11 protein-coding genes are annotated in these 12124 nt (G+C 51.3%); 9 read left to right on the top strand and 2 right to left on the bottom strand.

What is annotated here, in order from left to right; genetic code table 11:
* Positions 1–62: 62 nt before the first annotated feature.
* A complete protein-coding gene (gene dnaN / locus BLO43_RS09670) occupies positions 63–1172 on the bottom strand; it encodes a DNA polymerase III subunit beta (RefSeq protein ID WP_090906897.1) in 1110 nt (369 codons plus the stop codon).
* Positions 1173–1372: 200 nt separating this feature from the next.
* Positions 1373–2755, bottom strand: a complete 1383-nt coding sequence (gene dnaA, locus BLO43_RS09665) for a chromosomal replication initiator protein DnaA (protein WP_090906896.1) — start codon at positions 2753–2755, stop codon at positions 1373–1375.
* A 180-nt stretch (positions 2756–2935) separates the two neighbouring features.
* Here dnaA and rpmH point away from each other — a divergent pair, with 180 nt between their 5' ends.
* The 9 genes from rpmH (at position 2936) to BLO43_RS09620 (ending at position 11538) form a co-directional block, all read left to right on the top strand.
* The gene (rpmH, locus tag BLO43_RS09660; RefSeq protein ID WP_004175644.1) at positions 2936–3070 is read left to right on the top strand and encodes a 50S ribosomal protein L34; all 135 of its coding nucleotides are present in this window, start codon (positions 2936–2938) and stop codon (positions 3068–3070) included.
* A complete protein-coding gene (rnpA, locus tag BLO43_RS09655; protein ID WP_368086140.1) occupies positions 3012–3455 on the top strand; it encodes a ribonuclease P protein component in 444 nt (147 codons plus the stop codon). Before rpmH ends, rnpA begins: the two co-directional genes overlap by 59 nt.
* On the top strand, positions 3443–3652 hold the full coding sequence (yidD, locus tag BLO43_RS09650) for a membrane protein insertion efficiency factor YidD (RefSeq protein ID WP_074630666.1): 210 nt from the start codon (positions 3443–3445) through the stop codon (positions 3650–3652). Before rnpA ends, yidD begins: the two co-directional genes overlap by 13 nt.
* Positions 3653–3722: 70 nt before the next feature.
* Positions 3723–5432 (top strand): membrane protein insertase YidC, encoded by a 1710-nt coding sequence (gene yidC, locus BLO43_RS09645; RefSeq protein ID WP_090906895.1) that lies wholly within the window; start codon positions 3723–3725, stop codon positions 5430–5432.
* Between the two features lie 91 nt (positions 5433–5523).
* Positions 5524–6879 carry a tRNA uridine-5-carboxymethylaminomethyl(34) synthesis GTPase MnmE gene (gene mnmE / locus BLO43_RS09640; protein ID WP_090906894.1) on the top strand — a complete coding sequence of 452 codons (1356 nt, stop codon included), beginning with the start codon at positions 5524–5526 and terminating at the stop codon, positions 6877–6879.
* 278 nt (positions 6880–7157) lie between these two features.
* Positions 7158–9068: a tRNA uridine-5-carboxymethylaminomethyl(34) synthesis enzyme MnmG gene (gene mnmG / locus BLO43_RS09635; RefSeq protein ID WP_090906893.1), complete on the top strand. Its 1911-nt coding sequence runs from the start codon at positions 7158–7160 to the stop codon at positions 9066–9068.
* Entirely contained in the window at positions 9065–9694 is a 630-nt protein-coding gene (gene rsmG / locus BLO43_RS09630; protein WP_090906892.1) for a 16S rRNA (guanine(527)-N(7))-methyltransferase RsmG, read from the top strand. Before mnmG ends, rsmG begins: the two co-directional genes overlap by 4 nt.
* A gap of 174 nt (positions 9695–9868) precedes the next feature.
* The gene (locus BLO43_RS09625) at positions 9869–10651 is read left to right on the top strand and encodes a ParA family protein (RefSeq protein WP_090906891.1); all 783 of its coding nucleotides are present in this window, start codon (positions 9869–9871) and stop codon (positions 10649–10651) included.
* Between the two features lie 47 nt (positions 10652–10698).
* Positions 10699–11538 (top strand): ParB/RepB/Spo0J family partition protein, encoded by an 840-nt coding sequence (locus BLO43_RS09620; RefSeq protein ID WP_090906890.1) that lies wholly within the window; start codon positions 10699–10701, stop codon positions 11536–11538.
* Positions 11539–12124: the final 586 nt, after the last annotated feature.

Raw genomic sequence — 12124 nt, 5'->3', positions numbered from 1 at the left:
GCGGACATTGCTTGCCCGGACGAAATAATATTTAGTAATTTTCTATTTCAGTACGGCACTTTTTATATTCTCATTGGCATCACAACATATTTGAAATCCTCGTTTCCGGGAATGGTGATAAGTGCGCTGCTATTCGCGTCGCCAAAAGAACATCGCACAGTTTCGCTGGTTAAATTGTTCAACACGTCCAGCAGGTAAGTCACATTGAAGCCGATATCAAGCGCTTCACCATCATACTGGACTTCCAGTTCTTCCTCGGCTTCTTCTTGTTCCGCGTTGTTGCAAACAATGCGCAGGTTCCCAGTGGTCAAAATCAGACGAACGCCACGGAATTTTTCGTTTGAAAGGATTGAGGCGCGCTGAAGGGTTTGCAAAAGCAATAGACGATTTATATCAATCTGTTTTTGATGGTCGACCGGAATCACGCGATTGTAATCCGGGAATTTCCCATCCACGACTTTGGATATCAATATGACACTTGAGAATATAAAACGTATCTGATTTTGTAGAATTTCCACCGTTATCGGCTCGTCACTGTCATTTAGTTGCTTTGCCAACTCAAGTACCACCTTGCGTGGCAAAATGACTTCTCTTTTTTCCTGTGGCGTTTCCAGCGCAAGCAAAGCGAATGCCAGACGATGGCCATCGGTGGCCACGGCTTTGAGGTGATTTTCTTCCATCAACAAAAGCAGGCCATTCAGGTAATAACGAATATCCTGTTGTGCCATGGCATATTGCACCAGGAATAAAAGATGTTTCAGTTCTTTTTGCTTCACGGTTATTTTTGCTTGGGATTCTGTATTTTCAGGAAATTTAGGAAAGTCTTCGACAGGAAGCGTTTGTAAACTAAAACGGCTTTTTCCGGCTTTTCCCTGAAGCCGGTTTTCTTTGGTTTCCAGCGTTACTTCGGTTTTGTCAGGCAGTGCACGTAATATGTCTTGAAGCTTTTTTGCCGCTACGGTAACTGAATGTCCTTCAGTTACCGTGTTGCTATCCCGCGTGGAAGTCGTTATCTGAATTTCGAGGTCAGTTGCGATGAATGAAATTTCGTCGTTTTTCCGTTCTATCAGCACATTGGAAAGTATAGGCAAAGTATGACGGCGTTCAACAATTCCAGTAACCGTTTGCAACGGTTTAAGCAAGATATCCTTATCGGCTTGTATTAGTTTCATTTATTTAGAATCCAGATAATCGTTAATAGAGGTCGGGTAAGTCCGGTATAAATTAAAAAATACAAATAATATGCGTGAGTTAGTGATTATTTTCTGTCTGTATCGAGAGAGTATTGCCTGTGGATAGTTTGTGGACATAAATTCGAGTCAGGTACAAACGGCGAGTTATCCCCAAATCATACTATTGTTGTTTGTGTTGTTCAGCCCCGGAGAATATGCAATAAGGTATTGAAGTCCCGGTTAATCGATGGATCGGAAGCTCGCAACTCGGCAATTTTGCGATAACCGTGCAGTACCGTCGTATGGTCTCTGCCTCCAAAAGCTTCACCGATATCAGGCAAACTCAGAGGGGTGAGTTCTTTGGATATGGCCATTGCCATTTGCCGGGGTCTTGCGACGATGCGCGAACGTTTTTTGGAATACATTTCGGCGACCTTGATTTTATAGTAGTCCGCCACGGTTTTTTGGATATTTTCAATTGAAATCTGGCGATTTTGCACGGCCAGCAAATCCTTTAGCGCTTCCCGCGCCAACTCCAGCGATAACGAATGGCCTGTGAAGCGCGAATAGGCAAGTACCCGTTTTAGCGCACCCTCCAGTTCACGCACGTTGGATCGAATATGCTTGGCTATAAAAAAGGCGACATTTTCATCCAGGACAATTTTTTCCATCAATGCTTTTTTAAGCAGGATGGCAACGCGCATTTCCAGTTCCGGTGGTTCAACCGCTACGGTCAAGCCCCAGCCAAAACGGGAAATTAGCCGTTCTTCCATACCGGAGATTTCCTTCGGGTAAGAATCGCAGGTGATAATGACTTGTTTGTGCGCTTCGATCAGCGCGTTAAAGGCATAAAAAAATTCTTCCTGCGTCCGGTTCTTGCCCCCAAAAAATTGGATATCGTCTATCAGCAGGAGATCCAGGGAGTGATAGTATCGCTTGAAATCATCGAACGCTTTATGTTGGTAAGCCCTTACTACGTCTGAAACGTATTGTTCTGCGTGGATATATCTCACCTTGGCGGTGCTGTTGTGCTCCAGCACGGAATTCCCGATGGCTTGAATCAGATGGGTTTTTCCCAAGCCCACGCCACCGTAGATAAAAAACGGGTTGTATGCGACACCCGGACGCTCGGCTACCTGGATAGCGCCTGCACGAGCCAGCTGATTGGCTTTTCCGGTGACAAAACTATTGAAGGTGAAAGATGGATTGAGGCGGCTTGGATTTTTTTCCTTCGAGGTTTTCGGGGTTAAACGCACGGGCGCGCTAATAGCAGCCGGGATTGGCGTCACTGCGGCACTATTCACCGCTGGAGCGGTTTCTTTCGTGGAATCCTGGTTAGCAAGTGTTAATTGAAAATGTATGCTGCGCGCAAAATGCTTTTCAGCCATTTCTTCGATACGCGATAGAAAATGGTCTTTGACCCATTGCTTGACAAACCGGTTGGGAGCAACGAGGATCGGTTCATCGGCACTATGCGACAAGTCCAGGTGAAGAGGTTTGATCCAGGTATTGAATTGCTGGGCACTTAGTTCTTTCTCAAAATATCCGAGACAGGAAAGCCAAAAATTTTGCATTGCCGATATGATCTAAAAATGCTTAAACGGGGAAAAAGCGGAATTCGGAAGCAGCATTGAGTACCCTATTCTAGACGCTTCCTACCCAGTTATCCACAGGGCCGGGAAAAAATATAGGTTGACACCACCCGCTGTAAAGAGTTGTAATGCGGGGTTTTATTTACCAGTCTCAAGGGAAAAGGGAAAACAATGAAACGTACTTACCAGCCTTCCGTGACGCGGAGAAAGCGGACACATGGCTTTCGGGTTCGCATGAAAACCACGGGTGGCGCAGCTGTTATACGGGCGCGTCGAGCCAAGGGGCGTGTCCGTTTGGGGGTATAGATTTAGCCAAGCGCGGGAATCCGTTATTGAGGAGTCGACTATTCGCTTTCCGAAAAGTCACCGGTTGCGCCAGGCGGATGAATTCTCGTCGGTACTCCGGTTCAGATGTTCAGCCAACGGCGAATTTCTTCAGGTTTTTGCTAAGCCCAATAATCTTGTGCATTCAAGATTGGGATTGATAATCGCCGGTAAGGTCGAGCGGCTGGCGGTAAACCGCAATCGGGCAAAACGTCTGTTACGGGAGATATTTCGCACACGGCAGCAGGAATTGGCTGGGTTGGATCTAGTGGTACGTTTGCGTTGCCGCGTGCCCCAAAGCAGCATTGTGCGAATGGCAAGAGAAGCGGAAATGCTAATGATTCAATTACAGCGATGTCGCGGATAATTATTGGTTTTATCAAGCTCTATCAATATTGCCTGAGTCCGTTTCTCGGGCCATCGTGCCGGTTCAGCCCATCTTGTTCGCACTACGCGTGTGAGGCGCTGGCAAGGCATGGACTGCTGCGCGGGATGCGCCTCAGTGTAGGGAGAATATTGCGCTGCAATCCTTGGGGCGGCGGCGGCTATGACCCGGTTCCATAGGAATTGATCCGACCTGAATTATTTCCGGTACGGTTTATGCGTATCATAAAAAATAAAATTGCGAAGCAAGATGGACACACAAAAATTTGTACTTTTCCTGATATTCTCAACATCCATGTTGTTCCTCTGGGACGCATGGCAGAAAGAACAGAACCCGCCTCCTCCAGCAGCAGTTACGGCGCAAGGACCGGGAGGGGAGTCATCTGTCCGCCGTCAGGAAGATACTCCGGTTCCGGGAGAAAAACTTGTTTCGACACAGCCCGGCAAGAGCGAACCCTCCGCGGAAGGCACCGATTCGGTGAAAATTTCCGGCAAACTGGAGTCGGGAGAAAAAATTGTAGTCAAGACTGACCTGGTAGTAGCGGAAATCAATACCGCCGGAGGGGATTTACGTCAACTCGAGCTATTGGATCATCCGGATACAGAAAACAAGAATAAGCCTTTTGCATTGTTGCAAAGCCAATATGACCATGTTTATGTGGCCCAATCAGGGCTGATTGGGGAGGGTCTGCCCAGCCACAAGACGCGTTATACGACTGAGTCGCACGCCTATGAGTTGGCGGGAGGCCAGGATAAAATCGAAGTGCGACTCGTGGCGCCGGAGGCGGACGGAGTGCGGGTAACCAAGATTTATACTTTTCATCGCGGCAGCTATCTTATCGATGTGAGTTTTGAAGTTACCAATCAGGGGACAGCGGCAATTCAGCCGTTCTCGTACTTTCAAATGCTGCGCGACAGCAAACCCCCCGTTGGCTCGGTTTTCATGATCCCGACCTACACTGGTGCGGCACTTTACACCGAAGAGGAGAAATTCAAAAAGATAGAATTTTCGGCGCTGGACAAGGGTAACGCAAGCTACCCGAAAAACGCCGATAATGGCTGGATAGCAATGCTCCAGCACTATTTTCTCACCGCGTGGCTGCCAACAGACAAATCACAGCGCGAATATTATGCGAAGCGCCTGGGCGAAAATGAATATACCGCTGGGGTAATTGTGCCGGTGGGGCAGATTGAACCAGGAAATACAGCAACCGTTACCGTGCCCCTTTATGCGGGTCCCGAGGAACAGAGCAAACTCGCGGCGGTTGCACCGGGGCTGGATCTCACGGTGGATTATGGCTGGTTGACGGTGATTGGGGCGCCGCTTTTCTGGTTGCTGTCGTTTTATCATTCCTGGACAGGAAACTGGGGAGTCGCGATTATTCTTTTGACCATGTCGGTCAAGTTGGCGTTCTTTCCCCTGTCGGCGGCAGGTTATCGATCAATGGCGAAGTTGCGGGTGGTGACACCCAAATTGCAGCGCTTGCGCGAACAGCACGGTGCCGACCGCCAGCGTATGCACCAGGCGATGATGGATTTTTACAAGACGGAAAAAATCAACCCGATGGGAGGCTGTTTGCCCATTGTGGTTCAGATTCCGGTATTTATCTCACTTTACTGGGTATTGCTTGCCAGTGTCGAGTTGCGTTATGCACCGTTTGCGCTGTGGATAGAAGACATGTCGTCGCCTGATCCCTATTATGTGCTACCCGTCATCATGGGAATTTCGATGTTTGTCCAATCAAAACTCAGTCCACCGGCGACGGATCCGATTCAAGCCAAGGTGATGCAGATCATGCCCCTTGCTTTCAGTGTTTTCTTTTTCTTCTTCCCTGCCGGCCTGGTGCTGTATTCGTTGGTGAATAACATCCTTTCCATTACGCAGCAATGGCAAATCACGCGCATGATCGAACGTGCGGCGGCTAAATCCTCCAACACGCCAGCACTCAAGAAGAAGTGATTCGGCTGGAAATACAGTAATTCGCCTGACGGCGAAAGGCCAATCTGGATACTTGCGAGTGACTGACCTCTTCTCGGTGCAATTTGCCTGAATGGGGAGCACGGACCTCATTGCGGCCATCGCCACGCCCCCCGGACGGGGCGGCATCGGTGTGGTGCGGGTTTCCGGTAAGAACCTGTCATCCCTGGCAGTAAGGCTTATCGGGCATATCCCGAAGCCGCGCCATGCCAGCCTCAGCAGATTTCTGGGTGAAGATGGGTCGGTCATAGATCAAGGCATTGCGCTTTATTTTCCGGCTCCACATTCCTATACGGGTGAAGATGTCCTGGAGCTGCAGGGTCACGGCGGCCCGGCGGTCATGAATTTATTACTGTCCCGTTGTCTGTCCGCAGGCGCCCGACTGGCACAGCCGGGGGAGTTTACCTTGCGTGCGTTTCTTAACGGCAAGCTGGATCTTGCCCAGGCGGAAAGCGTCGCCGACGTTATAGATGCCAGCACCAGCGAGGCTGCGCGCTGCGCTATGCGCTCGCTGCAGGGGGAGTTTTCCACGGTTATACATAGCTTGGTGCAAGCGCTTACAGATCTGCGCATGCTGGTGGAGGCGACCCTGGATTTTCCGGAAGAAGAAACGGCTGTTCTGAAACAGGCGAACGTTTGCGGCAGGTTGGAAGCGATCCAATCGCGATTGGAAGATGTGCTTACCTCTGCCAAACAGGGCAGTCTGTTGCGCGAAGGCGTGAGCGTGGTTCTGGTTGGACAGCCCAATGTCGGCAAATCCAGTTTGATGAATCAGTTGGCGGGGGAGGAAACGGCGATCGTCACGGAAATCCCGGGCACCACTCGCGATGCTATTCGCGAAGTGGTGGAAATAGAGGGGGTTCCGTTTTATCTGACTGATACCGCGGGATTGCGGGAAACAGATGACCCAGTCGAGAAGATAGGCATGGCTCGTGCGCGTTCAGTGATAGAAAAAGCGGATCTGGCATTGTTGCTGATCGACTGCCGGTTGGGCACCGTATCTGACGATCGGGCGATAGTTGACAGTCTTCCGGCTGAATTACCGGTGATCCACGTATATAACAAAATAGATTTGCTGGACGGGATTCCACAGATCAGCGATGGTGAAGACGGATCGCTGATCTACCTTTCGGCTAAAACAGGTGCCGGGATCGATCTGCTTCGCCGGAAACTGCTGGAGATGGCCGGCTGGCAGCCGCATTCGGAGGCGGAAGGCATATTCATGGCGCGCCATCGCCATATGGAGGCGTTGACAGAAGCCGGCGAATATCTGCGGAATGCAACGGAGTTGGCCAGACAAGAGACGCAACTGGATTTGCTGGCCGAAGAGCTGCGGGCCGCCCAGCGAAGGTTGTCGTCTATCACCGGTGAATTCAGCGCCGATGACTTGTTGGGTCAAATATTTTCCCGTTTTTGTATTGGTAAATAGATTCAGCCTGGTTGTTTTAGGGTATCCGGGTCGTACGCCTTAGAACTTGCCCTCCCCCGCAGAGCTCTTCCCGGCTGTATTTTGATGTTGTACATTCGCCGCATTGTTTCACGTGAAACATTCCGCACCCATCGCGCCGGATAATAGGCGACGCGATCGGTATTTTTCTAGTATGGTGGAAGTACGCGCCCTTACACAACCTTTCGTTTTGCCGTAGAATGCTTTAGTGCTTTTTTTCCCATGCGTGCCCATCCGGTGGTAAGCGCAACGAGGCTCAAATGATTTTTTCCGAGGATTTTGACGTAATCGTGGTTGGCGGCGGCCATGCCGGCACCGAGGCGGCGCTTGCGGCCGCGCGCATAGGGCAAAAAACGCTGCTGCTTTCGCATAATATCGAAACACTGGGGCAGATGTCATGCAATCCTTCCATTGGAGGCATTGGTAAAGGACATCTCGTAAAGGAAGTAGACGCATTGGGTGGCGCAATGGCCGCGGCCGCCGACGAGGCTGGCATCCAGTTTCGTATCCTTAATTCAAGCAAGGGGCCGGCAGTACGCGCAACGCGTGTCCAGGCTGATCGCATCCTTTATCGCCAGGCGATTCGACGGCGCGTGGAAAATCAGCCTAACCTTTGGCTGTTTCAGCAGGCCGTGGATGACCTTACGCTTGAGGGTGACCGGATTATGGGAGTGGTTACCCAGTTAGGAATAAAATTTTCCGCGAGAGCGGTGGTACTTACCGCTGGCACGTTTCTCGGCGGATTGGCGCACGTCGGATCATCCAGTTTTCAGGCGGGCAGAGCTGGCGATCCGCCATCCATCAGTCTCGCTATGCGCCTGCGCGAGATGAAGCTCCCAGTCGGACGACTAAAGACCGGCACCCCTCCGCGCATAGACGGACGCACCATCGATTATTCGGTAATGACCGAACAACTCAGCGATACTCCGGCGCCGGTTTTTTCTTTTATGGGCAGCGCCGCTCAGCATCCCCGCCAATTGCCGTGCTGGATCACGCATACGAATAGCCGCACGCATGACATTATTCGTGGCGGCCTGGATCGTTCGCCGCTATTTACAGGTGTTATCGAAGGTGTCGGGCCGCGTTATTGCCCTTCCATCGAGGATAAGGTGGTACGGTTTTCCGCCAAGGAATCACATCAAATCTTTCTGGAACCGGAAGGACTCAGTACCCATGAGATATACCCTAACGGGATCTCAACAAGTCTGCCATTCGATCTGCAGATTGAACTGGTGCGATCCATCAAGGGGATGGAAAAAGCCCACATCACGCGCCCTGGATACGCTATCGAATATGATTATTTTGATCCGCGTGGATTGAAAAGTTCGCTTGAAACCAAAATGATCGAAGGGCTGTTTTTCGCCGGACAAATCAATGGCACCACCGGTTATGAAGAGGCCGCAGCGCAGGGGTTGCTGGCGGGCATCAATGCGGCGCTCAAAACACTGGATCGGGATGCGTGGTGTCCTCGGCGCGATGAAGCTTATCTGGGTGTTCTGGTGGATGACCTCATCACTCGTGGCGTCACTGAGCCTTATCGCATGTTCACCAGTCGCGCCGAATACCGGTTGCAGCTGCGTGAAGACAATGCGGATTTGCGCCTGACGGAAATCGGACGCAGGCTCGGTGTAGTGGACGACGCGCGCTGGTCCGCATTCGAAACCAAACGAGAAGCCATTGTTCGCGAGCAAGACAGATTGAAAGCCATTTGGCTGAGCCCGAAAACGAATTCAAGCGCATTGTCAGAAGCAGATGTGCTGCGAGTGCTGGGGAAAACGATTGAGCGTGATTATTCGCTGAGTGAGCTGTTACGCCGTCCCGGCGTGTCCTATGCGAGCCTCATGAGTTTGCCGGGCGTGGGTGATGCTGTCGCTGATCCTCTGGTGGCGGAGCAGGTTGAAATCCAGGCCAGATATCACGGTTATATCGCCCGTCAGAAGGATGAAGTCGCGCGCAATGCGCATTTTGAGGAAATTCGTTTGCCGCAAGATCTTGATTATGCCACTGTACGCGGCCTTTCCAGCGAGGCACAGCAAAAATTGAATCAACATAAGCCGGAAACCGCGGGACAGGCCGCGCGAATTTCCGGCATAACACCCGCGACGATTTCGTTACTGCTGGTACATGTGAAGCGTGGGTTTTCCAGCCAGAATAAAAAGAAAAGCGCGTGAATCTCGCCATGCAGCTCGCTGATGGACTTGCAGCGTTGGGAGTGTCGCTTCCGGACGAAACCCAGGCCTGTTTATTGCAATATCTTGCGTTAATCAGGAAGTGGAACCGGGTACATAATCTGACGGCAATGCGTGAGCCCGAAATGATATTGATTCGTCATTTGTTTGACAGCCTTGCGATCCTGCCGCACATTGCCGGATCGCGTATCGTGGATGTCGGCAGTGGCGCCGGTTTGCCGGGCATTCCTCTGGCTTTGGTGCGCCCTGAATGGCAGGTGGTATTGCTTGAAAGCAATCATAAAAAAGCTGTATTTCTACAACAGGCGCGTATCGAATTGAAGTTGAACAACGTCGAAATAGTCGCCGAACGGGTCGAAAATTTTCGTTCGGCAAGCGGATTCGACACGGTCATTTCACGCGCTTTTTCGGACTTGGCGGACTTTGTCAAACTGGCAGGGCATCTGGCCATCGAAGGTGGAGGCAGGCTCGCTGCCATGAAAGGCGTTTATCCGCACGAGGAGTTGGCGCAATTGCCGCCACCGTTTGTTATTGAAAATGTATTCCCGGTTGTGGTTCCCGGACTCGAAGCAAAGCGGCATCTGGTCATGATTAAGCCCGGGGTATAAATGTATTTCCGGCAATATCGGAATATCGCAAGGCGCATATCACAGTGAGCGCTCACTTTCACGTAATCTGGTTCTCGGGGCCGTTATCATGTCGCTGATATCACAGTCGGGTACTGTTTTGAGGCTGCTTAAAGAGCAGCCTGTGTCATTATTTGACCACCTGGGAGTAGCGCGGTGGTGAAGATTCTGGCGATAACCAATCAAAAAGGCGGGGTGGGAAAAACCACCACCAGCGTTAATCTGGCCGCGAGCCTCGCGGCGGCAAAGCGGCGTGTGTTGTTGATTGATCTGGATCCGCAGGGTAACGCTACCATGGGAAGTGGTGTGGATAAACGTACTTTGCAATACACGGTTTATCAAGTTTTGCTGGGTAGCCAACGTACCGCAGACGTGCGCGTGGTTGCCACCAGCGGCAAATACGATCTGATTCCCGCCAATCGTGATCTGGCCGGTGCTGAAATCGAGATGGTGAATCTGCCCCAGCGGGAAACGCGCTTAAAAGAAGCATTGCGGGAGGTGGAAGGCGAATATGATTTTATCCTCATCGATTGTCCGCCGGCACTCAACCTGCTTACGCTCAACGGGCTGTGCGCAGCCCATGCGGTAATGATTCCGATGCAATGCGAATACTACGCGCTGGAGGGGCTGAGCGATCTGGTCAATACCATAAAAAAAGTGCGCGCCAACTTGAATCCGGTGCTGGAGATCGAAGGATTGCTGCGCACCATGTTTGACCCGCGCAACATACTGGCGCAACAGGTATCGGAACAATTACAGCAGCATTTTGGCGATAAGGTTTACCGCACCGTGATTCCACGTAACGTGCGGTTGGCCGAAGCCCCAAGCTTTGGCATACCGGCGCTATATCACGACAAGTTATCGAAAGGTACACAAGCCTATCTGGCGCTGGCGGGGGAAATGCTTAGCAGAGATTCGACCAACGCCGCGCCTGTCTGACAGATGAAAACCAGCGGAATAGATGACATGCAGCGAGGCGGGAGATTATGAAATTGAAGGGATTGGGAAGAGGATTGGATGCGCTCCTAGCGGGGAACGACGATGGTGCCAAGATCGGGGAGTCGCTGCGGAATTTGAAAATAGCGCAGCTGCAACCTGGCAAGTATCAGCCGCGTACCCACATGGATCAGGAATCTTTGGCCGAGCTGGCCGAATCCATTAAAGCGCAGGGTGTGATGCAGCCGGTGCTGGTGCGGCCTGTTTCTCCCGAAGGTTACGAAATCATAGCCGGAGAGCGGCGTTGGCGGGCAGCGCAAATCGCGGGGCTTTTGGAAGTCCCCGCACTGATCCGCGAAGTGCCGGATGAAGCCGCGCTGGCCATGTCGCTGATCGAGAATATTCAGCGCGAGAATCTAAACCCATTGGAAGAAGCGATGGGTATCCAGCGGCTCATCAAGGAATTCGGCATGACGCACCAGGCCGCCAGCCAGGCGCTAGGCAGTTCACGCAGTGCTGTTTCCAATCTTCTGCGACTACTTAACCTGCCTCCCCCTGTACAGGAATTATTAATGCGGGGAAAAATCGATATGGGCCATGGACGCGCGCTACTCGCTCTTCCTCCAGCCAAGCAAATACAAACCGCAAATCTCGTGGTACACAAACAGCTTTCAGTACGCGAGACTGAAAAGCTGGTGCATCGGATGGAACGCCCGGTAGTAAAGCAGCAACATCCCAAACACGACCGGGATTTACTGCGCTTGCAGGAAAATATATCGGCTAAACTGGGTACGCAAGTGGTCATAAATCCGGGGAAAAAAGGCACCGGAAAAGTGATAATTCAGTACAGTAGCCTGGAACAATTAGATGGAATATTGTCCCGCTGGTGAGTTTAAATTAAGAGGTTCTGCCGCGTAACCGGTTTAAAAAATGCATGCAATGCGCTTTCGAAACAGGGAACCCAAAAGCGTATTGCTTATAGATTATGTAATAGATATCCGATAGATACGTTCGTCAGTGCCTCTATTCACCATTTCCCCCAGCGTCTTTCAAAGCCATTTCATCTGAGCGGTTTCGCAGTACGAAAAATCCGGCCGGATACTCCCCAGTGGCGAATTCAGGGCGGTTCAGGGGGTATGTGCATCAGCGTAATCCATCCGTTTTGCACTTGTGTTTTCCCGACAAACTGCTTGACTTGGCGCATCTTCGGGGATAGTCTTTACGGGGTTGTGGGTATGTAATGGTTTAGTAATATGGCGGCGACGCATTCTGTCTTTGAGTAAGGCAGGAGACGGAAGCGGCGGTGTCAGCGAAAGCATAGAGCAGCAGCGGGTACTTGATTAACGTAAGAGGAGATAAAAGAAATGGCAACAACACTGGGAACATCAGGCAGCCATGCGGGGTCGAGCGGACGCGACTACGACATGTCGCTGTGGTACGACTCAAGGTGGTACAAATTTGGGCTGATCACCATGC

This window comes from Nitrosospira sp. Nsp13 (assembly GCF_900101945.1).
Lineage (GTDB): Bacteria > Pseudomonadota > Gammaproteobacteria > Burkholderiales > Nitrosomonadaceae > Nitrosospira > Nitrosospira multiformis_D.
This window is presented reverse-complemented; position numbering and strand designations above follow the sequence as displayed.

Excerpts from the sequence above, each read along its gene's own strand:
- dnaN (WP_090906897.1), bottom strand. The coding sequence starts at position 1,172 with ATGAAACTAATACAAGCCGATAAGGATATCTTGCTTAAACCGTTGCAA.
- rpmH (WP_004175644.1), top strand. The coding sequence starts at position 2,936 with ATGAAACGTACTTACCAGCCTTCCGTGACGCGGAGAAAGCGGACACAT.
- yidD (WP_074630666.1), top strand. The coding sequence starts at position 3,443 with ATGTCGCGGATAATTATTGGTTTTATCAAGCTCTATCAATATTGCCTG.
- yidC (WP_090906895.1), top strand. The coding sequence starts at position 3,723 with ATGGACACACAAAAATTTGTACTTTTCCTGATATTCTCAACATCCATG.
- mnmE (WP_090906894.1), top strand. The coding sequence starts at position 5,524 with ATGGGGAGCACGGACCTCATTGCGGCCATCGCCACGCCCCCCGGACGG.
- mnmG (WP_090906893.1), top strand. The coding sequence starts at position 7,158 with ATGATTTTTTCCGAGGATTTTGACGTAATCGTGGTTGGCGGCGGCCAT.
- BLO43_RS09620 (WP_090906890.1), top strand. The coding sequence starts at position 10,699 with ATGAAATTGAAGGGATTGGGAAGAGGATTGGATGCGCTCCTAGCGGGG.